This window comes from Mycobacterium sp. IEC1808 (assembly GCF_002101935.1).
Taxonomy (GTDB): domain Bacteria; phylum Actinomycetota; class Actinomycetes; order Mycobacteriales; family Mycobacteriaceae; genus Mycobacterium.
Map to the genome: position 1 here is coordinate 1 of NZ_LQPV01000042.1, position 24181 is coordinate 24181.

Below are 24181 nucleotides of genomic sequence, written 5' to 3' on the forward strand. Positions count from 1 at the left end.
TCCTCCGGGTGCGCCGGACCCGCCGTTGCCGCCGCTGCCGAACAGGATCCCGCCCGCCCCGCCGGCGGCCCCGGTCCCGGCGGCGCCGTTCGCGCCGTTGCCGATCAGCGGGCGTCCCAGCAGCAGCTCGGTGGGGGTATTGATCACCCCCAGCAGGCTCGCCAAGGGCGAGGCGTTGGCGGCCTCCGCGCCCGCATACAAGCCGCCGGCGCCGGCCAATGCCTCGACGAACTGGTTATGAAACGCTGCCGCCTGATCGCTGAGCGCCTGAAACTCCTGCGCGTGGGTGGAAAACACCGACGCGATCGCCGCCGACACCTCGTCGCCGGCGGCGGCCAGGACCCCGGTGGTCGGAGCCGCCGCCGCGGCCTTGGCGGCGCCGATCATCGACCCGATGCCCGCCACATCCGAAGCAGCCGACGCCACCACCTCCGGCACTGCGATCACAAACGACATCCCGCACCTCTCACTGGTCGCGACAGACAAGGAACGTCCCGCACCTTCGCTCGCTGCACGAGCCGATGGAGGGTGATCAGGACCGATTCACGGTAACGCAGCGACGGCCGGATCTGCGGTTTAGCCGAACCCCGGCCACGTCACAAGCGCCAGGGTCGGTCGAGCGCCCCAGTGTCGGACACCGCCGCGCCGATCGGCTAGCGACCCCGGGATTTGGCCAGGTAGAACCGGGTTTTAGCTCATAGCTGCTACTTAACTGATGCATAGCCATAACTACTCTTGACGCACGCATCATTTGTCTCATGAGTGAAACATCTGAAACCCCAACTGTGCGGACAGCTACCGCAACCGAACCCGCGCCGGCGGCAGCGCCGGCGCTCTACCGGACCCCTCGGGTCTTCCTGGCCGCGGCATGGGTTGCCATCGTCGCCGGAGTCGTGTTCATCATCTCGGTGATCTTCTTCACCGGCATGGCGCTCGGGCATCACGGCCACGGCGGTCACCACCACAAGCACCACGCGGCGTTCATGCATCCGCACCGCTTCGGCCCCGGCGGTCCGGGCGGCCCCGGCGGTGGTCCCGCGGCGGTCCAAGGCGGTGGGCCCGCTTCGGCGACCCCAGGCGCCCCGGGGCCCAGCCAGATTCCGTCGTCCGTCGCCCCGTCCCGGACGCCGTAGTCCCGCGGGTCGGTAAACCCATATCCGATGGCCCGGCGCTCGCATGAGCGCCGGGCCGCTCGATTCTCAGCAACAATTGCGTCTCGGACCTGTTATCGCCCTCGGCGACAGGGGCAATATTCAAGGCATGACCCAAACACCCGAACCGTCAACGCAACCGACGCCCGTCGCCGCGGCCCCGCCCGCGTACGCGCCGGTCAAGCCTCCGAAGGTCTATGTGGCCGCCGCGTGGGTGGTGATCGTCGCCGGGATCGTTTTCATCCTCTCGACCGTCTTCTTCGCCGGGGCCATGGTCATGGGAGTCAGCCATCACTGGCATCACTACAAGCATCATCACGGAATGATGTACGGACCCGGCGGACCTGGTGGCCCCGGTGGACCGGGGCAGTACGGCGGGCAGTGGGGTCCGGGCATGGGCCCATGGGGTCCGCCGGGCGTCGGTCCGGGCGGTCCGGGTGGCCCCGGCGGTCCGCCGGCGGGCGGCGGTCCGGGTGGTCCCAGCCAGACACCGACGCCCAGCGCTCCGGCGCCGGCGCCGAACACCCCGGGCAATCCGCGCCCGTAGGCATAACCGCCTTTCTTGAACCATTACAGAAACGCGGGGTCCAGTTCGTTCCGCCGCACCGAAAGTTGTTGGGCCGACTGCGGTTACGCGAAGGCCTCGAAGGAGGTCCGGGCCCGATAATCGATGTTCGCCACCCGGCAGCCGCCCTGGCATGATCGAAACCCATGACCATGCGCATCGGCGCGGCGGTGATGACCATCGGTGTGGCGGTCGGGGGAGCGCTGGCTGTTCCCGCGGCGGTCGCTCACCCATCGGAGCCCGGGGTGGTGAACTACGCGGTCCTGCCGAAGGGATCGGTCGGCAACATCGTCGGCGGACCAATGGGCTGGGAGTCGGTGTTCACGCAGCCGTTCCAGGGCTATTCGGTCGACCTGCCGGTGTGCAACAACTGGGCCGATATCGGGTTGCCCGAAGTCTTCGACGATCCAGATCTCGCGTCGTTCAACGGGGCGACCACACAGACGTCGGCCAACGACCAGACCCACTTCGTCAAGCAGGCCGTCGGGGTGTTCGCCAGCAACGACGCCGCGGGCCGGGCGTTCCATCGTGTGGTGGACCGGACCGTCGGCTGTTCGGGCCAGACCACTGCGATGCATCTGGACAACGGCATCACACAGGTGTGGTCGTTCGACGGCGGCCCGGCGACGGGCGGCGACGCGAACTGGACGAAGCAGGAAGCGGGGACCGACCGTCGGTGCTTCGATCAAACCAGGCTGCGCGAAAACGTGTTGTTGCAGGCCAAGGTCTGCCAGTCTGGCAACGCGGGACCCGCGGTCAACGTGCTGGCCGGGGCCATGCAGAACGCGCTGGGTCAGTAGCGTGGTTCCGGACACTCGGGTGGTCCGTCGCGGAAAAGTCCGGCAGGACGGGAATATGTCGGTGCGATCTGCAAGATGAAGTAGTGGCGATTATTTCTCCGTCAGCGGTGCAACCAGCGGTCCGTCGGCCATGCCGGGTCGGCCCGGCCCTCGAAGGGATAGTGATATGACGCCCGCGGCCGTCAGCACCGCCCAAGCCGAGATGGTCGACTCCTCCGCCGCCGCGACGTACATCGCCGAGACCTGCCTGTCCGATGCACCCCTGCGGTCCATCGGCCTCGAGCTCGAAGGGCATTGCCACGACCCGGCCGACCCGCATCGCAGGCCCGGCTGGGACGAAATCGCCGACGTGCTCGAGCACCTGCCCGACCTGCCGGGCGGCAGCGCCGTCACGGTCGAACCCGGCGGCGCCGTCGAACTGTCCGGTCCGCCCGCCGCCGGGGTGTTGGCCTCCATCGATGCGATGAACCGGGACCAGGCCGTGCTGCGGTCGGCCTTCGCCGACGCCGGGCTGGGACTGGTTTTCCTCGGGGCGGATCCGCTGCGGCCCCCGAGGCGCATCAACCCCGGCGCGCGCTACCAGGCGATGGAAGAGTTCTTCCACTCCAGCCGCTCCGGCGAGGCCGGCGCGGCGATGATGACGTCCACCGCCTCGATCCAGGTCAACGTGGACGCCGGGCCGCGGGACGGCTGGGCGGCACGGGTCCGGCTGGCGCACGCCCTGGGCCCCACGATGATTGCCATCGCCGCCAACTCCCCGATGCTGGGCGGGGAGTTCACCGGCTGGGTCTCCACCCGGCAGCGGGTGTGGGGTGACATGGACTCGGCGCGGTGCGGGCCCATCCTCGGGGCCAGCGGTGACGACCCGGGCACCGACTGGGCGCGCTATGCGCTCAAGGCCCCGGTGATGCTGGTGCACAACCCCGAGGCCACGGCCGTCACGCGGTGGGTGCCCTTCGCCGACTGGGTGGACGGCCGGGCGCTGCTCGGTGACCGGCGCCCGACGATCGCCGACCTGGAATACCACCTGACCACGCTGTTCCCGCCGGTCCGGCCCAGACAGTGGCTGGAGATCCGCTACCTCGACAGCGTGCCCGACGCCCTCTGGCCCGCCGTGGTGTTCACCTTGGTGACGCTGCTCGACGACCCGGCCGCCGCCGACATCGCGGCCGAGGCCGTCGAACCGGTCGCCACCGCCTGGGACACCGCCGCCCGGGTCGGCCTGCGCGACCGGCGGCTCTACGAGGCGGCCAACAAGTGCGTGGCGGTCGCCGCCGAGCGGGCGCCGGCGGAACTGACCGAGGCGATGCAGCTGCTGGTCGGCGGAGTCGAGCGCGGCCGATGTCCCGGCGACGACTTCTCCGACGAGGTGATTCAGCATGGCATCGAGGCCACGGTCTCCAGGGCCGCGCGCTGGCCGCAAGGGGGCGCGTGACTTCCCGGGAAAAGCTCGCCGACGATATGGCGCGGGCGCGGGCGCGGACGCTGCGGCTGGTCGAATTCGACGACGCCGAGCTGTGGCGGCAGTTCGACCCATTGATGAGCCCGCTGGTGTGGGACCTTGCGCACATCGGTCAGCAAGAGGAGTTCTGGTTGCTGCGCGGCGGCGATCCGTCCCGCCCGGGCATCCTGCCGCCGGCCGTCGAGGGCCTGTACGACGCCTTCGAACACTCCCGGGCCAGCCGCGTCGAGCTGCCGCTGCTGTCCCCCGAGCGCGCGCGGTCCTATTGCCGGACCGTGCGCTCCGCCGCGCTGGACGCCCTGGACGCCCTGCCCGACGACCCCGCGGGAGACCAAGCGGCGTTCGCCTTCGGGATGGTGGTCAGCCACGAAAACCAGCACGACGAGACGATGTTGCAGGCGCTCAACCTGCGCACCGGCGCGCCGCTGTTACGCGACGGATCGGTGCTGCCCGCGGGTCGTCCGGGGCTGGCGGGAACGTCGGTGCTGGTGCCCGGCGGCCCGTTCGTGCTGGGGGTGGACGCGGCGAGCGAACCGTACTCGCTCGACAACGAGCGCCCGGCTCACGTCGTCGACGTGCCGGCTTTCCGGATCGGCCGGGTTCCGGTCACCAACGGCGAGTGGCGAAATTTCATCGACGACGGCGGCTACGACCAGCCGCGCTGGTGGTCCGAGCGGGGCTGGCAGCACCGACAGACCGCGGGTCTGACCGCGCCGCAGTTCTGGGGTTCGGACGGCCGGACCCGCGCGCGGTTCGGCTACATCGAAGACATCCCCGCCGACGAGCCGGTGCAGCACGTGACCTACTTCGAGGCCGAGGCCTACGCGGCCTGGGCCGGCGCCCGGCTGCCCACCGAGATCGAGTGGGAGAAGGCCTGCGCGTGGGATCCGGCGACGGGCGCCCGGCGCCGCTACCCGTGGGGGGAGCAGGAGCCGTCGGATGCCGTGGCCAACCTGGGCGGCCGCGCGCTGCGGCCCGCGCCCGTCGGCGCGTACCCCGCGGGCGCTTCGGCGTACGGGGCCGAACAGATGATGGGCGACGTCTGGGAGTGGACCGCCTCGCCGCTGCGGCCGTGGCCGGGGTTCGTCCCGATGATCTACGAGCGCTACTCGCAGCCCTTCTTCGACGGCGACTACCGGGTGCTGCGCGGGGGGTCGTGGGCCGTCGAGCCGGGGATCGTGCGGCCCAGCTTCCGTAACTGGGACCACCCGATCCGGCGGCAGATCTTCTCCGGTGTCCGCCTGGCCTGGGACGTGGCCGACTGATGTGCCGTCACCTGGGCTGGCTCGGCGCCGACGTGAGCGTCTCGTCGCTGGTGCTGGATCCGCCGTGCGGGCTGCGGGTGCAGTCGTATGCCCCGCGCCGCCAGAAGCACGGCCTGATGAACGCCGACGGTTGGGGCGTCGGGTTTTTCGACGGTGACACGCCCCGACGCTGGCGCAGCCCGGCGCCGCTGTGGGGCGACGCGTCGTTCGCCTCGGTCGCGCCGGCCCTGCACAGCCACTGCGTCGTGGCAGCGGTGCGCTCGGCGACCGTCGGCATGCCGATCGAGGCCAGCGCGACGGCGCCGTTCACCGACGGCCGCTGGTTGTTGTCGCACAACGGCATCGTCGACCGCGCGGTGCTTCCGCTCACCTCGTCGGCCGAATCCGTCTGCGACAGCGCCATACTCGCGGCCACCATCTTCGAGCGCGGGCTGGACGCGCTGGCCGACACCATCGGCGAAGTCGGCGCGGCCGACCCCTTGGCGCGGCTGAACATCTTGGCCGCCAACGGCTCTCGGCTGGTGGCGACCGCGTGGGGCGACACCCTGTTCATCCTGCGCCGCGACGACGGGGTGGTGCTGGCCAGCGAACCGTACGACGACGCGCCCGACTGGGAAGACGTGCCGGACCGTCACCTGGTGGAGGTCACCTCGGAGGGGATTCAGTTGACCCCACTCAACTCGAAAGGATCTCGATGACGCTGACGCTGTCCAACCACCTGGCCGCCGACTCGGCGTATCACGCATTGCGTCGTGACGTGCTCGATGGGCTGCAGCAGACGCCGAAGTCGTTGCCGCCCAAGTGGTTTTACGATTCGGTTGGCAGCGACCTGTTCGACCAGATCACCCGGTTGCCCGAGTACTACCCGACCCGGGCGGAGGCGGAGATCCTGCGCGCCCGGTCGGCCGAGGTCGCGGCCGCCAGCGAGGCCGACACGCTGGTCGAATTGGGTGCCGGTACCTCGGAGAAGACTCGCCGGCTGCTGGATGCGTTGCGGGACCGCGGCTCACTGCGCGGATTCGTGCCGTTCGACGTCGACGCCGGCATGCTGTCGGCGACCGCGACCGCCATCCAGCGCGAGTACCCGGGCGTCGAAATCAGCGCAGTCTGCGGGGATTTCGAGGAACATCTGACCGAGATCCCCGGCGACGGGCGACGGCTGTTCGTGTTCCTGGGGTCGACGATCGGCAATCTCACCCCCGAGCCGCGCGCGCAGTTCCTCGCGACGCTGGCCGGGGTGATGCGGCCGGGGGACAGCCTGCTGCTGGGCACCGACCTGGTCAAGGACGCCGACCGGCTGGTGCGCGCCTACGACGACGCCGCCGGTGTGACGGCCCGGTTCAACCGCAACGTGCTCGCGGTGATCAACCGCCAACTCGACGCCGACTTCGACATCGATGCCTACCAGCACGTCGCGCGGTGGAACACCGACGAGGAGCGCATCGAAATGTGGCTGCGGTCCGGCCGGAGCCAGCGGGTGCGCGTCGGCGCGCTCGACTTGACCGTCGATTTCGCGGACGGCGAAGAGATGCTGACCGAGGTGTCGTGCAAGTTCCGCCCGGACGGGGTGAGCGCCGAGTTGGCCGACGCCGGACTGCGCCGGATCCGATGGTGGACCGACGAAGCGGGCGACTTCGGGCTGTCGTTGGCCGTTAAGTGAGCCTCGGCGGTTCGCTGGCCGAGCGGTGGCGGGCGGCGCGCCCGCCCGTGGCCGGGTTACACCTGGACAGCGCCGCTTGCTCGCGCCAAAGCTTCGCCGCCATGGACGCCGCCGCCAAGCATGCGCTGCACGAATCCGAGGTCGGCGGGTACGTCGCGGCCGAGGCGGCCGCCCCGCTGCTCGAGGCGGGCCGGGCGGCGGTCGCGACGCTGTGCGGCGTGCCCGACGCCGAGGTGGTGTTCACCACCGGCTCCCTGCATGCGCTGGACCTGCTGCTGGGCGGTTGGCCGGCCGAGCGGCGCACGCTGGCCTGCCTGCCCGGCGAGTACGGCCCCAACCTGGCGGTGATGGCCGCCCACGGGTTCGAGGTGCGGACCTTGCCGACCCTGGACGACGGCCGGCTGGCGATCGACGAGGCGGCGTTCGATCTAGAGAGCGACCCACCTGATTTGGTGCATCTCACCCCGCTGGCCAGCCACCGCGGCGTGGTGCAGCCGCTCGCCATGGTGGCCAAGCTCTGCGGCCAGCTGGGCCTGCCGCTGGTGGTGGACGCCGCACAGGCGTTGGGCCACATCGACTGCGCGGTGGGCGCCGACGCCGTGTATTCGTCGTCGCGCAAGTGGATCGCCGGACCGCGGGGCGTCGGTGTCCTGGCCCTGCGGCCCGAGCTGATGGATCGACTGACGCCGCGGCTGCCGGCGCCGCGCTGGGCGGCGCAACTGTCGGTGGCCCAGCAACTGGGGTTCGGGGAAGCGAATGTCGCTGCGCGCGTGGGATTTTCGGTTGCGGTGGGGGAGCATCTGGCATACGGACCGGAATCTGTCCGTGCCCGGTTGGCCGAGGTGGGCGAGATCGCCCGCACACTGCTGACCGATGTCGATGGCTGGCTGGTCGTCGAAGAGGCCGAGGAGCCCAGCGCCATCACCACGCTGGCCCCCGCCGACGGCGCCGACCCCGAAGCGGTGCGTGCTTGGCTGCTCGCCGAGCGGCGAATTGTGACGACCTATGCCGGGGTGGCGCGCGCGCCGCAAGAACTCTCCGGGCCAGTGCTGCGGATTTCCCCGCACGTCGATACGACCGCCGACGACCTCGAGACCTTCGCCGAGGCGCTGATCGCAGCGACAGCCGCGACGGGCTGAAAATACCGAACTCGTCAATTTCCACTCTAATTTTGACCGAAAGTACGGAAAAGCCTGTTCTTATTAGGCATGTGTGCGGTAGCTTTTGGCTTTAGCAGCACGCGGCGGATCACTCTTCGGAAATCTGCTCGCCCGCTCGGCGATGGGGCCGGTGAAAGAGGTGCGGGATGAACTTCGCTATGTCACCGCCTGAGATGCTGCATGCCGCCTGGGACGAGCCGACCGGTGAATTGGCTTCGGCCGCCGTCACATTCGCCTTGCTCTGCCGTTTTCGGCGTGCGTGAAAGGAGACGGAGATGTCGTATGTGGTTACCGTGCCGGAAGCGGTGCAGGGTGCAGCCCAAGACTTGGCGGGTATTCGTGCCTCGCTGACGCAAGCCGCCGCGATCGGCGGGCCCACCACCGGGATTGCGAACGCCGCGGCAGACGAGGTATCGAACGCAATCGCTTTGGTCTTCGGCAGCGCCGGCCAGCAATTTCAAGCTCTGAACGCCCAGGCGCAGGCATTTCATGCGGAATTCGAAAGCCTCCTGAATGCCGGCGCTGCGGCATATGGCAGTGCCGAGGCCGTTAACGCCGGGCAGGTGCTGAGCAACGCGGTAGCCGGTGCTGCGCCGGCCGCGGCCGTACCCGCCGCGACCTATCGAACCTTCAACCTTTTCAACGGCCTCCTGGACATCAACATCGGGACGGGGGGCATTCAATTCACGATCAGCACACCGGGCTTCACGCTGCCGGCGGTGCACGTTCCCCCGATCAGCGTCGCCCCCTTCAACCTGCCCCAGCTCACCATTCCGGCCGTAAACATTCCGGCCGGCGCGACGCTCGCGAATCTCACGGTGAGTCCGTTCAACCTGCCGCAACTTTCGATACCTTCGATCAATATTCCGGCCGGGACGACGCCCGCCAACATCACCGTGGGCGCATTCAACCTGCCGCAGATAACGACGCCCGCCATTTCGGTGCCGCCGATCAATCTGCCCGCGGTGACGATACCGCCGTTCCAGACGCCCCTGATCCAGGTTTCGAGTTGGAGCCTCCCGTCGATAACCGTTCCCCGAATCGACTTTCCGCAGATACAATTCCCGGACATCAACGTTCCGGGTAACGGCGCGACGGTGGTCACCCTGACAACCGGTAATATTCTTTTTCCGAACTACAACATCAACCTTCAGTCGTTCGATATCAACGCGCCGTCACTCGGCTTCGCCACGCAAGGGTTTATTTCCCAATTCGGTATCCCCAGTATTCAAATCGGGGCTCTGACCCTGCCGATCCTGAGCGTCAGCAACCCGAGCGGCGGCAATTATGTGTTCCCGTCCATCGGCCTTTCCGGCTTCACCATCCCGTCGGTCACCGTTCCACCCATCGCCGTCGGCGGTTTCACGCTGCCGCAGGTCAGCTGGCCGGCCTTCGCCACGGCACCGCTGACAATCCCGCCGATCGGTGTCGGCGGTTTCACGCTGCCCCAGGTCAGCTGGCCGGGTTTTGCCACGGCGCCGCTGACCATCCCGCCCGTCGGCGTCGGCGGCTTCAACCTGCCCGGCGTCGACATCCCCCAAATCACCGTGGCGCCCGTTCAGGAAGACCAGTTCACGATCCCGCCCATCCCCACCTGGTTGAACGGGCTGACCATCGAAGCGAACACCTTCATTTCGATCCTTAACGACGTCGCGGCCAGCCTGCTGGGCACAGGTCCCTGACCGGCCGCGGGGCGCCGGAAGTGTCGGCGGCGTGTCACGCCGGCGGCGGTGCCGTTCGCGCGGATATAAGTACCCCGCTCCCTGGCGCTTTCTGGACTGTTCCGCCGCAATTGTCCGGCTAGCGAATGCCCATTCTGAAAATAGCTATTTTCCTTGACCGAAGGTATGGAAATCGGTTGTACTCACTCATATCCGGTCGGTAGCCGCGGCCGCTGGTCCAGGGCTCGACAACACTCACCGGCCTCCGCTCGATGACGAGCCGTGAGAAAGGGGTGCGAGATGTCGTTCGTGATGGCAACGCCGGATCTGGTCCAAAGTGCGGCCGCGGACTTGGCGGGTGTGCGTTCGTCGTTGGCGGCGGCGGTGACCGCGGCGGGTCCCACGACGGGGATTGCGGCTGCGGCTCAGGATGAGGTTTCGGTCGCGATCGCTTCGATGTTCGGCAACTTCGGCCAGGAATTCCAGGCCCTCAGCGCACAGGCCCAGGCGTTCCATCAGGAGTTCGTCTCCTTGCTGAACGCCGGCGCGGGCGCCTATGCGGCCGCGGAGGCCTCCAACGTGGCGCAGGTATCAGGCGCCGCGCAGGCGGCCGTTGCGGCGGCACCCGTCCAGGACTTCAACCTGCTCGACGGCATCATCGACATCCAGACCGGGTCGGCCGGCACCTTGGTCACGATCGGCACACCGAGGATCGCCATACCGCCGGTGAGCATCCCTCAGATAAACCTCTCCGCCTTCGGCCTGCCGCCGATATCCATTCCGTCCATAATCATTCCGCCCTTCACGTCGCCTCCCATCAGCGTGAGTGCGTTCAGCCTGCCGCAGATAACCACGTCGGCCATATCGGTGCCACCGATAAACCTGCCGGCGATAACTGTGCCGGGCTTCAGCCTTCCGCAAATCCAATTTCCCGGCATCACGTTGCCCCAGGTAACTGTTCCGCAAATCAACTTCCCCCAGATACAATTCCCGGATTTCGAGGTGCTGGGGAACAATCAAACACTGGTCACGATCAACTCTGCGCTGCTCGGCACCATAAGCGTGAACCTGCAGAACTTCGACATAAACGCTTCGATCGGCATGCATACACCGGGATTCATCGCGGGATTCATCATCCCCCCGATTCTCTTGGGGTCGTTTACCGTACCGCCCATTGGCCTTTCGGGCTTCACCATTCCGTCCATTGGGCTGTCTGGCTTCACCATCCCGTCCATCACCATTCCGCCCATCGGCGTCGGCGGTTTCACGCTGCCGCCGATCAGCGAGCCCGGCTTCGCCCTGCCGCCGTTGACGATCTCGTCCATCGGCGTCGGTGGCTTCAGCCTGCCCAACATCTTCGTCCCCAGCGTCACCATCGAATCCGTTCCGCTCTTCCAGTTCGAGATCCCCCCACTGTGAGCGGCGCGGGGCCCTGACCAGGTCTCAGCCGGCCTTGTGCGCCGTCAGCAGGAAGGCCGGCAACTTCATCCGGCCCTTCTCGTCGCGGTCATGCGGCGGGAATTCGAACGGCGCGTCGCCGAGCGGCGGGATTTTCGCGTGGATGAAGGCGGGCCGGATCTCGTCGATCTCCCAGTACTTGCTCACCGCCGCACGCAGCTCGTCCTCGTCGACCTCGTTGGGCTTGGGCTCCATCTCGGCGGGGAAGGCGCCCTTGGCGAACACCAGGACGAAATAGCCGGCGCCCGGCGCCGCGGCGCGGTGAATCGAGCGCAGGTAGCCGTCGCGGCCCTCGACCGGGAGCGAGTGGAACAAGGTCGAGTCCACGATCGTCGAGAAGCGTCCTTCCGAACCGGATGGGTAGCCGGCGAAGTCGGTGATGTCGGCCTGCACGAAGCTCGCGGTGGATAGGCCCCGCTCGCGGGCCGCCTCGGTGGCGGCCGCGACGGCGGTCGGCGTGAGGTCGATGCCGACCACGGTGTAGCCCTGCGCGGCCAGCGCCAGCGACAGCTCGGCGTACCCGCACCCGGCGTCCAGCACGTCGCTGCGGAACTTTCCGGCCGTGATCAACGCCGCCAACTCCGGCTGCGGCTCACCGATGTTCCACGGTGGCGGCCCCTGGAATTCGCCCTCCTCGCGGTACGCACCGTCCCAGTCCATGATTTCGGATGACATGGTTCCCCTATTGATCCCAGGTGTGCACCGGCTCGTTGCTATGCATGTGTTCGCAGTACCGTCGCAGCATTTCGGCGAGCGCGGCGGGCCGGCTCATGCCGCCGGCTTCCAGCGTACGCACGGTGGACACCTGCCAGCTGGCGCCGTTGCGGCCGGCCCGGGCGCGACCCTCGATGACACCGAGGAACCGGTCGCGCACCTCGGCGTCGACGCCCCAGCGGCGCAGCCCGTCGTCGGCGATCGGCAGCAAGGTGTCGAGCACCAACTCACGCGCCGTCACCTTGGCCCGTCCGGGCCAGAGCAGCCGGGCGTCGATGCCGTGGCGCGCCGCCTCGAGGAAATTCTCCCGCGCCACAAGGAAACCCATCCGGTTCCACAGCGGATCCTCGTCTTCGGACAGGCCGCGCAGCACGCCGTAATAGAAGGCGGAATTGCCCAGCATGTCGATGACGGTCGGCCCAGCCGGCAACACCCGGTTCTCCAGCCGCAGGTGCGCTCGCCCGTCGACCACGTCGTACACGGGCCGGTTCCACCGGTACACGGTGCCGTTGTGCAGGCGCAGCTCCGGGAGGTGTGGGGTGCGCCCGGCGGCCAGCTCGGCGACCGGGTCTTCGTCGGACACCTCGGGCAGCAGGGACGGGAAATATTGGATGTTCTCCTGGAAGAGGTCCAGCACGGAGGTGATCCATCGTTCGCCGAACCACACCCGCGGCCGCACGCCCTGGGCCTTGAGTTCCTCGGGCCGCGTGTCGGTGGACTGGGTGAACACCTCGATCCGGGTCTCCGACCACAGCTGGTGGCCGAAGAAGTAGGGGGAGTTGGCCCCCAGGGCCAGCTGCGGGCCCGCGACGATCTGGGCAGCGTTCCAGTTGGCCGCGAACTCCGCGGGGGCGAGCTGTAGGTGCAATTGCATGCTGGTGCAGGCGGATTCGGGCGCGATGGTGGCGGCGTTCCAGCTCAGCGGCTCCGGGCCGGAGATGTCGATCGAGATGTCCTCGCCGCGCGCGGAAAAAATCGAGTCGTTGAGGGCGGCATACCGCGTGGAGTCGCTCATCCAGCCGTCGTCGAGGTGTTCGGGCATCAGCGTGGGCAGGATGCCGATCATGACGATGTGGGCGCCGCCCGAGTTGGCCTTGGCCTCGGCGTCATTGAGGCTGGCCCGCACCTCGGCCTCGAGGTCCAGCCCCGTGTGGCCCGGCAGCGGGCGGGGCGGCACGTTGAATTCGATGTTGTAGGCGCCCAATTCGGTCTGGAAAGCCGGGTCGGCGATGGCCTCCAGCACGGACCGGTTCGACATGGCCGGCTGGTAGTCGGCGTCGACGAGGTTGCACTCGATCTCCATGCCGGTGAGCGGCCGGTCGGAATCGAAGCGTGACTGGGCGAGCATCGTCTCGAAGACGTTCAGGCACAACCGCACCTTGCGCCGGTATTCCGAGCGCTGCGCGCGGTCATACGTGGTGCGCTTGACCTCTTCGCCCACAACGCCGATGCAACAGGTTTACCGGCGGCAGCGCAAGGGCGACAGGCTGACCAGTGCTGACGCCGGTCTGGTGGGTAGACCATGATGGACCTACAGGTGTCAATCACGGGTGGAGGAGAGCTAGTTGGCCGAGTCCGCTGAATTCGTAGCCGCAATCGATCAGGGCACCACCAGCACCCGCTGCATGATCTTCGATCACGACGGTGCCGAGGTGGCTCGCCATCAGCTCGAGCACGAGCAGATCCTGCCCCGCGCGGGCTGGGTCGAGCACGACCCGGTGGAGATCTGGGAGCGCACGTCGTCGGTGCTGATGTCGGTATTGAACCGGGCTAACCTATCGACGAAAAACCTTGCAGCCCTGGGGATTACCAACCAACGCGAGACAACACTGGTATGGAACAAGCGGACCGGGCGGCCGTACTACAACGCGATCGTCTGGCAGGACACCCGCACCGACCGGATCGCGTCCGCGCTGGACCGCGACGGCCGCGGGGACGTGATCCGCCGGAAGGCCGGCCTGCCGCCGGCGACGTATTTCTCCGGCGGCAAGCTGCAATGGATCCTGGAAAACGTCGACGGGGTCCGCGAGGCCGCCGAGAGCGGCGACGCCCTTTTCGGCACCGCCGACACCTGGGTGTTGTGGAATCTCACCGGGGGCCCGCGGGGCGGCGCGCACGTCACCGACGTTACCAACGCCAGCCGCACCATGCTGATGAACCTGGAAACGCTGGACTGGGACGACGAGCTGTTGTCGTTCTTCGCCATCCCGCGCGCGATGCTGCCGGCGATCGCGGCGTCCTCTCCCGTCGAGGCCTACGGGGTGACGCTGGATACCGGGCCGCTCGGTGGCGAGGTGCCGATCACGGGAGTCCTGGGCGACCAGCACGCGGCGATGGTCGGTCAGGTGTGCCTGGCCGAGGGCGAGGCGAAAAACACCTATGGCACCGGCAATTTCCTACTGCTCAACACCGGCGAGACGATCGTGCGCTCGGACAACGGCCTGCTGACCACGGTCTGCTACCAGTTCGGCGACGCCAAACCCGTGTACGCGCTAGAGGGTTCGATCGCGGTCACTGGCTCGGCGGTGCAGTGGTTGCGTGATCAGCTCGGCATCATCAGCGGCGCCGCGCAGAGCGAGTCGCTGGCCCGTCAGGTCCCCGACAACGGCGGGGTGTATTTCGTCCCGGCGTTCTCCGGGTTGTTCGCCCCCTACTGGCGATCCGACGCCCGCGGCGCGATCGTGGGGCTCTCGCGGTTCAACACCAACGCGCACCTGGCGCGGGCGACGCTGGAGGCGATCTGTTACCAGAGCCGCGACGTGGTGGACGCGATGAAGGCGGATTCCGGTGTGGGCCTTGAGGTCTTGAAGGTCGACGGCGGCATCACCGGCAACGACCTGTGCATGCAGATCCAGGCCGACGTGCTGGGCGTGGACGTGGTGCGGCCGGTGGTCGCCGAGACGACCGCGCTTGGCGCCGCCTATGCGGCGGGCTTGGCCGTCGGGTTCTGGGCCGATCCGTCGGACCTGCGGTCGAATTGGCAGGAGGACATGCGCTGGACGCCCAACTGGGACGACGAGCAGCGCGACGCCGGATACGCGGGTTGGCGCAAGGCCGTGCAGCGGACCCTGGACTGGGTTGATGTGTCCTAGTCCAGGGCCCGCTCCTGCCGGGCCTCAGTCCTCGCCGAGGATGCCGTAGACCTCGCGGCGGGCGTTGTTGATGATCTCGACGATGCGCTGCTGCTGCTCGGCGGTGGCGGTGTGCGCGGATTGCGCGACCGCACCGAACAACTGGCCCATGGCCGCGCGCAGGTTGACCGCACCCGGGTCGGCGCCCTCGGCGATCTCGTCCCACGGCTTGGTCTCGATCTTCTCGGCCGCCGCGCGTCCCTCCTCGGTCAGCTCGAAAAGCTTTTTGCTGCCGTGGCTTTCGCTCGCGCTGATCAGGCCCTCGTCGTCGAGCAGTTGCAGCGTCGGGTATACCGACCCGGGGCTGGGCCGCCAGATTCCGTTGCTGCGCTCGGCGATCTGCTGGATCATCTCGTAACCGTGCATCGGCCGCTCGGCCAGCAGGGCCAGGATGGCCGCGCGCACGTCGCCGCGGCGTCCGCGGCCGGAGCCGCCACGACGTCGGCCGCCACGACGGCCGCCGGGGCCGAAGCCGAAGCCCGGGCCGAACCCGGGGCCGAATCCCGGCCCGAAACCGGGGCCGAAGTGGTCACCGGCGTGGTCGCGCAGGTGTTCGCGGAATTCCCGCCGGGCCTGACGCCTGGCGTCGTGCAGGGCGCGGCGGTCCACCGGGCCGGGGCCGAAGCCGAATCCGAAGCCGGGCCGGCCGGCGAAGGGGCCCTCGGGGGGAGTGAATGGGTTGCTCATTGTTGGTAGTTCCTCTCGATCGTTTGTGGGTAACGCGCCGATCGCGCGCTACGTCATATCACGATATATCGGAAACTAACGCGATGCAACGAGATATTCCGATAACTCCGGCTTGGGTGGCAACGAAACCGCGTTGAGCTGCGTAAAGCGAATTTTGGTCCGAGGTCCTCGCCCGCGGTTTGCATCGCCCGGGCCGCGGGTAGCACCTGGGGGATGAACGCTGATAACAACCTGACGGTGGGCGGCGGGACGCAAAGTGCGACCGACCCCACCCGGGGCGGCGAGGCCCAAGGTCGCAACGCGTGGCCGTGGGTGAACTGGGGGTTGGCGCTGGCGACGGTGCCGGCGGCGGCCATCGTGATGCTGTTCGCGCTCGGTGCGGTGATGAGCACCGCCGGGTGTGCGGACCGCAGCTGTCCCGACCTGGGGCGCGGCGGCATCGATTTCGGCGTCGCGTTTTATGGCGCACCGGTGGTGGCGTTCGTCGTCCTGCTGATCTCGTTCTTCACCGCAAAGCGCCGCGGCGGCATCGCGGTTCCGCTGGTGGGTTGGGCGCTGCTGATCGCCGACGTCCTGCTGATGGCGGCGGCGGTCTCCGGCTAGCCGGGCGGCGCGAAGCCGCCGGGATCGCTCTGCGGCCACGGCTGTTGCGGGGGCGGCGGCGGCCAGGGCGCGGCCGGTGGGGCCGGCGGCGGCCAGGGCCCCGCGGGCGGCATCGGGGGCAGTTGGGGACGCAGCCGGGCCAGTTCGCGGCGGTGCCGCTCGGCGAGCACCGCGGCGAGCATCAACTCCGGCGGGGCCCCAGGCGGTGGTGGCGGAGCGATGCGCGACACGACGTCGCCGGCGATCCGGTAGGCCATCTGCAGGCGCAAGTGAGGATCGAGTTGCGGTGCGCGGGAAAGGAATTGGCGTGCCACCTCGGCCTGGCTGGGCCCCAATCCCGACAGCTGCAGCGAGGATGCCCACCACGCCAGCGACGGCGGCATCACCGGCGGCGGGCTCAACCGAGGGCCGCGCTCGCTCACGACGACCGTGCCGGCGAAGACGTCGCCGATGCGCTTGCCCTTCGGGGAGAAGATGCTGCAGATCACCGCCGGACTCCCGGCGAGCATCCAGATCTCCACCACCGACGCCAGCGCCCGAAACAGCGCCTGCCGGAAGCGTTCTGGGCCGCCGTCCTCGGACACCACCCGCAGGCCCAGCGCCATCTTGCCCACCGACCTTCCGCGCGTGGCGGTTTCGAACGCCAACGGGTAGCCGACGACCACCAGCACCGTGAAGATGAGCAGGACGGCGGTGCTCAGCGCGGAGTCGAACTGGGTCAGGGTGGCCGCCCACAACATCAGGCCGAGCACGTAGCAGATGAAGATCACCGTAATGTCGATCAGTGCGCTGGCCGCCCGCACCGGCAACTGAGCGATCTGCACGTCGAGCACCACGGCGTCCCCGGTCACCACCTCCGACATAACACCGAACGGTACAGGCCGATTAGGCTGCGCAGGGTGGACGTCGACGCATTCGTGCTGACCCATCGCGGTACGTGGGACCGGCTCGACCAATTGGTCAAGAGGCGCCGGTCGTTGACGGGTGCGGAGGTCGACGAACTCGTCGAGCTTTACCAGCGGGTCTCCACCCATCTGTCGATGCTGCGGTCCGCGTCGTCGGATTCGCTGCTCATCGGTCGGCTGTCGAGCCTGGTTGCGCGGGCCCGCTCCGTGGTCACGGGCGCCCATGCGCCATTGAGCAGCACGTTCGTCCGCTTCTGGACGGTGTCGTTCCCGGTGGTGGCGTACCGCACCTGGCGGTGGTGGTTGGGAACGGCGGTGGCGTTTTTCGCCGTCGTGGTGATCATCGCGATGTGGGTGGCCGGCAATCCTGAGGTGCAGTCGGCCCTCGGAACACCAAGTGACATCGACGAATTGGTCAACCACGATGTCGCGTCGTACTACAGCGAACACCCCGCCGCCGCGTTTGCGCTGCAGGTCTGGATCAACAACTCCTGGGTGGCCGCGCAGTGCATCGCCATGTCGGTGGTACTGGGGTTGCCGATCCCGATCATCTTGTTCAACAACGCCGCCAACCTCGGGCTGATCGCCGGGCTGATGTTTCAGGCCGGCAAGGGCGGCATCCTGCTGGGCCTGCTGATCCCCCATGGGTTGCTGGAGCTGACGGCGGTATTCCTTGCCGGCGCAACGGGGATGCGGCTGGGTTGGTCGGTGATTTCGCCGGGCGATCGTCCCCGTGGGCAGGTGCTGGCCGAGCAGGGCCGTGGCGTCGTCTCGGTCGCCGTCGGGCTGGTCGGTGTGCTGCTGGTCTCGGGGCTGATCGAGGCGCTGGTGACGCCGTCACCGCTGCCGACGTTTGTCCGGGTGGGCATCGGGGTCATCGCCGAGGCCGCGTTCCTGTCGTACATCGTGTATTTCGGGCGCCGGGCGGCGAAGGCCGGCGAGACCGGCGACGTCGAAGACGCGCCCGACGTGGTGCCGACCGGCTGAGCCGCGAAAGTGCAACTGGCGACGCGTTTTCCGAGTGGGGCCGTCGGTAGTTGCACTCTCGCGGAATGTAACTAAAGCCGCCCGGTGGCTTTCATCGCCAGATAGCGGTCGGCGAGGGCCGGCGCGATCTCGGTGGGCGGGGCGTCGACGACCTCGACGCCGCCGCGTCGCAGCCGCGTCGCGATCGCGCCCCGGTCGTTGCGGGAGCGTTCGGCAGCCGCGGCGTCGTATACCGCGGCCGCGTCGGAGCGCCCGGCGGCCATCTGGTCGACACGCGGGTCGCCGACGGCGGCAATCATCACGTGGTGCTTGGCCGACAGCTGCGGCAGCACCGGCAGCAGGCCCTCTTCCAAGGCGGTCGCGTTGAGGTCGGTCAGCAGCACCACCAGCGACCGCCGCCGGGTGCGCCGCAAGATGGTGGCAACCATTGCGCGCCAATCCGATTCGACCAGCGCGGGCTGAACCGGGGCCATCGCATCGACCAGCTGGGCCAGCAGCTCGGTGCGTGACGCGCCGAACACGCCGGCCCGGCTCACCCGGTCGTGGGCGAGGAAGTCGACGTGGTCGCCGGCCCGCGACGCGAGCGCGGCCAGCAGCAGCGCAGCGTCCATCGCCCAGTCCAGCCGGGGCCAGCCCGCCGGGTCGGAGGCGGTGGGGTCGACGCCGACGCGACCCGCCGCCGTGCGCCCGGTGTCGAGCGCGATCACCACGCGCCGGTCGCGTTCGGGTCGCCAGGTGCGGACCACCACGTCGGCGCGCCGGGCGGACGCGCGCCAGTCGATCGAGCGCACGTCGTCGCCGACGACATACTCACGCAGCGAATCGAACTCGGTTCCCTGCCCGCGTATCAGCGTCGGCAGGAGGCCGTCGATCTCGCGCAGCTTGGCGAGCCGCGACGGCAGGTGCTTGCGCGACAGGAACGGCGGCAGCACCCGGACCTGACCCGGCACCGACCGCGAACCCTGCCGCCCGGCCAGTCCCAGCGGCCCGATCGAACGCGCCGTGACCGCGGCCGCGCGCTGATCGCCGCGACGAACCGGCCGTAGCCGGGTCTCCAGCGGCTGTGCCTGCCCGGCGGCGATGTCGACGGCGTGCATGCGCGGCTCGGCGCACGCGCTGGGCGGCCAGGCGTCGCGGATCTGGCCGCGGAATCGCCGGCGGCCGTCGTTGTGCACCTCCACGGTGACCAGCACCGGTTGCGCGAGCCGGGCCGAACAATCCGCCGAACGGGTATAGCGCAGCGCACGGGTGCTGGCCGCCAGCGTGGCATCGACTACCACCAATGTCACCAGCAACACCAGCAGTACCACGAAAGCCCTTGTGGGCCAAGGCGATACCGCGATAGGCAGGACGCAGATCAGCGCCAGGAGCCCGGTGCGCCCAGTGAGGATCACTAGCGTGGCACCGGCACCGACGCCAGGATTCCGTCGAGCACGCCGTCGGGCGTCGCCCCTTCGAGCTCGGCCTCGGGGCGCAGCATCACCCGGTGCCGCAGGGTCGGGCGGGCCATGGCCTTCACGTCGTCGGGGGTGACGTAGTTGCGGCCCGACAGCCAGGCCCACGACCGCGCGGTGCCCAGCAGCGCCGTCGCCCCGCGCGGCGACACGCCCAGCTGCAGGGCGGGCGACGAGCGGGTGGCCCCGACGATGTCCACGATGTAGCCCAGCACCTCGTCTGCGACCAGGACCTGTTGCACCGCCTTGCGCCCGGCCGCAAGCTCGTCCGGCCCGGCCACCGGGTTGATCTCCGACAGGTCGCGGGGATCGAAGCCGTGCGCGTGCCGGCCGAGGATGGCGATCTCGGCGTCGCGCGACGGCAACGTCACGTTGAGTTTGAGCAGGAACCGGTCGAGCTGGGCCTCGGGCAGTTGATAGGTGCCCTCGTACTCGATCGGGTTCTGGGTCGCGGCGACGATGAACGGGTCGGGCAGCGGCTTGGCCTCGCCTTCGACGCTGACCTGACGCTCTTCCATCGCCTCGAGCAGCGCGGCCTGCGTTTTGGGTGGGGTGCGGTTGATCTCGTCGGCCAGCAGCAGGTTGGTGAACACCGGGCCCGGCCGGAACACGAACGCGGCGGTGCGCGCGTCGTACACCAGCGAGCCGGTGACGTCGCCGGGCATCAGGTCGGGAGTGAACTGCACCCGTTTGAACTCCAGCTGCAGGGCGGCCGACATCGCGCGCACCAACAGCGTCTTCGCCACGCCCGGAACACCTTCCAGCAGCACGTGTCCCCGGCACAACAGCGCGATCACCAGGCCGCTGACGACCCCCTCCTGCCCGACGACGGCCTTGGCCAGCTCGGACCGCAACGCCAGCAGCGCCTCGCGTGCCGCCTCAGCGGTCGGGGTTTGTGATTGCGTCACGTTCGTGTGACCTGCCTTTCGATGTCGTCGAGCGCACGGGCAAGTTGTAGCAGGTCGTGGTCGGTGGCCGGCGGTGGCCCGAACAGGTGGTAGGAAACCAATCCCGGGTCGGCGCCGCTGCGCCGGGCCACGGTCGCCACCACCGCAGGAGCCGGCGCGCCCGGGCCCAGGCCCAGTCGGGGCAGCAGTCGCTGAATCGTGGCGGCGCGCAACGCCGCGGCGGCGCGGTCGCGGGCGCGCCGGGACCGGTAGAGCCGGCCGCGGCCCTCGACGGTCTCCGACGCGCGCACGACCACGGGCAATTCCTCGGCCACCAGCGGGCCCGGCCGGCGGCCCTTCCACAGGGCAACCAGCAGTACGACGACGCACAGCTGCCACACGATCCAGGTCACGTTTTCCGGGATCAAATCGGAAACGCTTGACGGGGACGACGTTTCACCCTCGACACGGTGGGGCGCGTACCAGATGAGCCGGGGCCGTGCGCCCGCGAGGTTCATGGCCAGGGCGGCGTTGCCCGCCTGCAGCAGGCTTCCATTGGTCATGAAGTCGGTGCTGCCGACCACCGTGACGATTCGCCCGTCGTCGCGGTACCGGATGAGTATCCCGTCGTAGCAGCTCGTCATGGCCCGGCCGTCGGTCGCCCGGTAGGTGTCGCTGGGCCCGAATCGCACCGTTCCGGCGCGGTCTGCCTCGCGCAGTGAGCAATTCGGGCTCTTGTCGAATGCCATGCTGCCGGCCGACATGCGGACCCCGGGCATCAGCGCCTCCCGGGTGCGCACCGTCGGTTCCACCAGCAGCAGATCGCCGGGGGCGTTGCCGAGCCGATCCAGCAGCGCGGTGTCGGTGAGGTATTGGCTCTGCGCCACCAGGATCTGCGTGCCCGGCCGGGCCGCGCGTTCGACGTCGGCGACGGTGTCGGCCACCACCACCTCGACGCCGCCGTCGCGCAGTAGCGTCACCAGCGCGCGCGCCCCGTCCGGCTCGGTCGATTTCGGATCCATCCGGGCGCCGGGGCGCGGTGCGGTCAGGTAGGCGCTGACGCCGGCGATGACGGCGAGCGCGACGATGGTGAGGACCACCCAGGCCCATGTTCGCCAGCGCCGCACCGGCATTGGCGCCGCCGGACGCGTCGCCGTCATCGGACCTGCGCCCAGGAGTCGGTGGCCTCGGGCCGGCCGGCCGCCGGCGCCGCGGCGGGCGAGCGCGAGCGCAGATGGTCGTCGAGTGCGGCGATCATTCGGTAGCCGGCCTCGGTTCCGGGCCGCTCGCCGTAGGTCACGTCGTTGAATGCCGTTGCGGCATCAGATAATTCGCTTCCCAGGTGCGGCAGCGCCGCGCCTGCGTCCCGGGCCAGCTCGTTGGCGGTGCGGCCGGGTGCCGGTTCCAGCACGCCGGTCTCCTCGAGTTGGCGCGCGACGGCGCGCAGCCGATGCCGGATCGCCGCCGACCAGTCGCCTTGTGCGGCATAGCTTTCGGCGGTGGCGCGGTGCTGCGCCGCGGTGAGCTGGGAGGCCTCGAACAACTGGTAGTCGCCGCCGCGGTTGGTGCGCATGGTGCGTCGTGCGATACGGATGGCGACCACGACCGCGATTGCCAGCAGGATGAGCAGCACGCTGGTGGTGAACCATCCGCCGGGTATCGAGGCGGTCTTGTCCAGCAGCCGGTAGATCAGTTCGTTGACCCACTCGGCGAATTGTTGGGCGGCCGAGCCTTTCGAATAGATCGGCTTGCCCAGCTCTATCTGGGCGGCCTGGTGGGCGGCATCGCGGTCGATGTCGATGGAGGGCACGGTCAGTTGGTCCTACACCGGCCGGGTCAGCCAGAGGTTGTCGGTGGACGCGGCCGCGTAGGGGCCGCCCGTGGCGCCGGTCTGCAGCACCAGGTCGAACGCCTCGGCCCGCATGCGGCGGTCGGTGTAGAGCAGCGTGATGACCCCGGCGTTGAACGGCGCGATGATGATCTGGCCGATGGCCGCCCCGACCGACGCGATCGCGCTGCTCAGCAGCAACCCGCCGGTGGACGGGGTCCCGCCGCTGACCAGCAGCACTTGACCGACGATGCTGAACGGTAGCGCGACGGCGTTGCCGATGAAGGACGCGACCACGAACGTCAGCGTCCGGATGCCCAACACCCGCCAGAAGCCGCCACGGACTAGCCGGAACGATCGGGTGATCGCCTCCATGACGGGCAGCCGCTCCAGCACGATCAGCACCGGCGCGAACAACACCATGGTGTAGAGGTAGACCAGCGCCACGATCGCCGCGAGCACCAGCGGGAGGCCCAACAGGACCGCCAGCGCCGGGGCGCCGGCGACCGCCAACAGCGCGATGATCACCGCCACCAGCCCGAAAAGGGCCGCCACGGCGACGCCTTCCAGCAGCGCCAACCCGAGCAGTGGGAGCAGCCGCCCGCGAATCTTGACCCAGGTTTCGCCGATGGTGATCGGCGCTCCGAACACCGACCGCCCGACGATGACGGTGAGCATGCCGGACAGCAGCATGCCGCCGAGCCAGGTGACGATCATCCCCGCGGCCATCGAGCCCAGCCACGCTCCTACGACGCCGCCGCTCAGCTCGCTGGAGCGTGCGACGGTGATCCTGCCGTAGGCGGCCAGTGGCCCGAACGTCGCGAGCATGGAGACGAGCTGCATGACCACGACCACCATCGCGGTCAGCCCCAGCGTCGCCCGGGGGTTGGCCCGGACGTAGCCGACCGCGCCATTGAAGATGTCGCTGAGCGTCAGCGGCCGCAGTGGGATGATCCCGGGCTTGAGCGCCCCGGGAACCAATTGCGGCGGGCCGTATCCCGGTGGCGAACCGTAGCCCGGTGGCGGACCGTAGCCCGGCGGCGGGCCGTAGCCCGGCGGGGGGCCGTAGCCCGGCGGGGGGCCGTAGCCCGGCGGCGGCGCGCCGTACCCCGGTGGGGGGCCATACCCGGCCGGCGGGTAGCCGAGCGGTGCGTACTGGCCGGGCGGGGGGAATGCCGGGTAACCGGGCGGCGGCAGCGCGTTCACCGGGTGCTGTGTCCTTCAAGGCCTGCGCGGCCGGGCCCGTCGTTCGTCATGGGCTCCATCCTGTCGGCGGTCCGGGCATTTCTCAATCTCGACCGGCGCCGCGGCGCGTAGCGTCTCAGCCATGGCGGAATTGAAATCCCGGCTGCGGGACGACCTGACGCAGGCAATGAAGGCCCAGGACAAGCTGCGAACCGCGACCCTGCGCATGCTGCTGGCCGCGATCCAGACCGAGGAGGTCTCCGGCAAGCAGGCGCGCGAGCTCACCGACGACGACGTCATCAAGGTTTTGGCCAGGGAATCGCGCAAGCGTTCCGAGGCGGCCGAAATCTACACCCAGAACGGTCGCGGTGAGCTCGCCGCCAACGAGCACGCCGAGGCCCGGGTCATCGACGAGTACCTGCCCACGCCGCTCACGGAGGCGGAGCTGGCCGACGTCGCCGACACCGCGATCGCACAGGTCGCCGAGGAGATCGGCGAGCGGCCGGGCATGAAGCAGATGGGCATGGTCATGAAGGCGGCCACCGCGATCGCGGCGGGGAAGGCCGACGGCGCGCGGCTGTCGGCCGCGGTGAAGGAACGCCTGTAGGGCCAATTACT

Annotated in this window: 24 protein-coding genes; 14 read left to right on the plus strand and 10 right to left on the minus strand. The window is 69.0% G+C overall.

Annotated features, from left to right (window positions below):
• Nucleotides 1-456, minus strand: a 456-nt coding sequence (locus AWB92_RS21300; RefSeq protein ID WP_142282226.1) for a PE family protein, incomplete at its 3' end; no start/stop codon positions are given.
• Nucleotides 457-785: 329 nt separating this feature from the next.
• Between AWB92_RS21300 and AWB92_RS21305 the strand changes: the two genes are divergently transcribed.
• From AWB92_RS21305 to AWB92_RS21350, 10 genes are all read left to right on the plus strand, one after another.
• Complete coding sequence (locus tag AWB92_RS21305; protein ID WP_142282229.1) at nt 786-1133, plus strand: hypothetical protein; 348 nt, start codon at nt 786-788, stop codon at nt 1131-1133.
• 127 nt (nt 1134-1260) lie between these two features.
• Nucleotides 1261-1698, plus strand: coding sequence for a hypothetical protein (locus tag AWB92_RS21310; RefSeq protein WP_085189180.1), 438 nt, complete (start codon nt 1261-1263; stop codon nt 1696-1698).
• Nucleotides 1699-1868: 170 nt separating this feature from the next.
• On the plus strand, nt 1869-2516 hold the full coding sequence (locus AWB92_RS21315; RefSeq protein WP_142282230.1) for a sensor domain-containing protein: 648 nt from the start codon (nt 1869-1871) through the stop codon (nt 2514-2516).
• A gap of 166 nt (nt 2517-2682) precedes the next feature.
• On the plus strand, nt 2683-3951 hold the full coding sequence (gene egtA / locus AWB92_RS21320; RefSeq protein WP_142282227.1) for an ergothioneine biosynthesis glutamate--cysteine ligase EgtA: 1269 nt from the start codon (nt 2683-2685) through the stop codon (nt 3949-3951).
• Nucleotides 3948-5243, plus strand: coding sequence for an ergothioneine biosynthesis protein EgtB (egtB, locus tag AWB92_RS21325; RefSeq protein ID WP_085189186.1), 1296 nt, complete (start codon nt 3948-3950; stop codon nt 5241-5243). The genes egtA and egtB overlap by 4 nt, the downstream gene beginning before the upstream one ends.
• Nucleotides 5243-5941: an ergothioneine biosynthesis protein EgtC gene (egtC, locus tag AWB92_RS21330; RefSeq protein ID WP_085189188.1), complete on the plus strand. Its 699-nt coding sequence runs from the start codon at nt 5243-5245 to the stop codon at nt 5939-5941. The genes egtB and egtC overlap by 1 nt, the downstream gene beginning before the upstream one ends.
• Nucleotides 5938-6903, plus strand: coding sequence for an L-histidine N(alpha)-methyltransferase (egtD, locus tag AWB92_RS21335; protein WP_085189190.1), 966 nt, complete (start codon nt 5938-5940; stop codon nt 6901-6903). The genes egtC and egtD overlap by 4 nt, the downstream gene beginning before the upstream one ends.
• Entirely contained in the window at nt 6900-8042 is a 1143-nt protein-coding gene (gene egtE, locus AWB92_RS21340) for an ergothioneine biosynthesis PLP-dependent enzyme EgtE (RefSeq protein ID WP_085189192.1), read from the plus strand. The genes egtD and egtE overlap by 4 nt, the downstream gene beginning before the upstream one ends.
• A gap of 296 nt (nt 8043-8338) precedes the next feature.
• Nucleotides 8339-9745 carry a PE family protein gene (locus AWB92_RS21345; protein WP_085189194.1) on the plus strand — a complete coding sequence of 469 codons (1407 nt, stop codon included), beginning with the start codon at nt 8339-8341 and terminating at the stop codon, nt 9743-9745.
• A gap of 279 nt (nt 9746-10024) precedes the next feature.
• Nucleotides 10025-11143 carry a PE family protein gene (locus tag AWB92_RS21350; protein ID WP_085189196.1) on the plus strand — a complete coding sequence of 373 codons (1119 nt, stop codon included), beginning with the start codon at nt 10025-10027 and terminating at the stop codon, nt 11141-11143.
• Between the two features lie 24 nt (nt 11144-11167).
• Here the strand turns inward: AWB92_RS21350 and AWB92_RS21355 are convergent, their stop codons facing one another.
• Nucleotides 11168-11857: a class I SAM-dependent methyltransferase gene (locus AWB92_RS21355; protein WP_085189199.1), complete on the minus strand. Its 690-nt coding sequence runs from the start codon at nt 11855-11857 to the stop codon at nt 11168-11170.
• Between the two features lie 7 nt (nt 11858-11864).
• On the minus strand, nt 11865-13337 hold the full coding sequence (locus tag AWB92_RS21360) for a glutamate--cysteine ligase (RefSeq protein WP_085189201.1): 1473 nt from the start codon (nt 13335-13337) through the stop codon (nt 11865-11867).
• Between the two features lie 124 nt (nt 13338-13461).
• Between AWB92_RS21360 and glpK the strand changes: the two genes are divergently transcribed.
• Complete coding sequence (gene glpK / locus AWB92_RS21365; protein WP_085189203.1) at nt 13462-14988, plus strand: glycerol kinase GlpK; 1527 nt, start codon at nt 13462-13464, stop codon at nt 14986-14988.
• 24 nt (nt 14989-15012) lie between these two features.
• Here the strand turns inward: glpK and AWB92_RS21370 are convergent, their stop codons facing one another.
• On the minus strand, nt 15013-15714 hold the full coding sequence (locus AWB92_RS21370) for a PadR family transcriptional regulator (protein ID WP_085189205.1): 702 nt from the start codon (nt 15712-15714) through the stop codon (nt 15013-15015).
• A gap of 213 nt (nt 15715-15927) precedes the next feature.
• On the opposite strand from AWB92_RS21370, the gene AWB92_RS21375 reads away from it, so the two are divergent.
• A complete protein-coding gene (locus AWB92_RS21375) occupies nt 15928-16317 on the plus strand; it encodes a hypothetical protein (RefSeq protein WP_085189207.1) in 390 nt (129 codons plus the stop codon).
• Here the strand turns inward: AWB92_RS21375 and AWB92_RS21380 are convergent.
• Entirely contained in the window at nt 16314-17180 is an 867-nt protein-coding gene (locus AWB92_RS21380; RefSeq protein WP_085189209.1) for an RDD family protein, read from the minus strand. The genes AWB92_RS21375 and AWB92_RS21380 overlap by 4 nt on opposite strands.
• 36 nt (nt 17181-17216) lie before the next feature.
• Between AWB92_RS21380 and AWB92_RS21385 the strand changes: the two genes are divergently transcribed.
• Nucleotides 17217-18209 carry a stage II sporulation protein M gene (locus AWB92_RS21385; protein WP_085189211.1) on the plus strand — a complete coding sequence of 331 codons (993 nt, stop codon included), beginning with the start codon at nt 17217-17219 and terminating at the stop codon, nt 18207-18209.
• Nucleotides 18210-18280: 71 nt separating this feature from the next.
• On the opposite strand, the gene AWB92_RS21390 is transcribed toward AWB92_RS21385, so the two are convergent.
• From AWB92_RS21390 to AWB92_RS21410, 5 genes are read right to left on the minus strand one after another with little or no spacing between them, the layout of a single operon-like run.
• Nucleotides 18281-19603, minus strand: a complete 1323-nt coding sequence (locus tag AWB92_RS21390) for a DUF58 domain-containing protein (protein ID WP_085189213.1) — start codon at nt 19601-19603, stop codon at nt 18281-18283.
• Nucleotides 19603-20571, minus strand: a complete 969-nt coding sequence (locus AWB92_RS21395; RefSeq protein ID WP_068101774.1) for a MoxR family ATPase — start codon at nt 20569-20571, stop codon at nt 19603-19605. The genes AWB92_RS21390 and AWB92_RS21395 overlap by 1 nt, the downstream gene beginning before the upstream one ends.
• The gene (locus tag AWB92_RS21400; RefSeq protein ID WP_085189215.1) at nt 20568-21710 is read right to left on the minus strand and encodes a DUF4350 domain-containing protein; all 1143 of its coding nucleotides are present in this window, start codon (nt 21708-21710) and stop codon (nt 20568-20570) included. Before AWB92_RS21400 ends, AWB92_RS21395 begins: the two co-directional genes overlap by 4 nt.
• Nucleotides 21707-22360, minus strand: a complete 654-nt coding sequence (locus tag AWB92_RS21405; RefSeq protein ID WP_068132941.1) for a DUF4129 domain-containing protein — start codon at nt 22358-22360, stop codon at nt 21707-21709. Before AWB92_RS21405 ends, AWB92_RS21400 begins: the two co-directional genes overlap by 4 nt.
• A 12-nt stretch (nt 22361-22372) precedes the next feature.
• Nucleotides 22373-23584, minus strand: coding sequence for a hypothetical protein (locus tag AWB92_RS21410; RefSeq protein WP_085189217.1), 1212 nt, complete (start codon nt 23582-23584; stop codon nt 22373-22375).
• Nucleotides 23585-23705: 121 nt separating this feature from the next.
• On the opposite strand from AWB92_RS21410, the gene AWB92_RS21415 reads away from it, so the two are divergent.
• Nucleotides 23706-24170, plus strand: coding sequence for a GatB/YqeY domain-containing protein (locus tag AWB92_RS21415; RefSeq protein ID WP_085189220.1), 465 nt, complete (start codon nt 23706-23708; stop codon nt 24168-24170).
• The last annotated feature ends 11 nt before the right edge of the window (nt 24171-24181 follow it).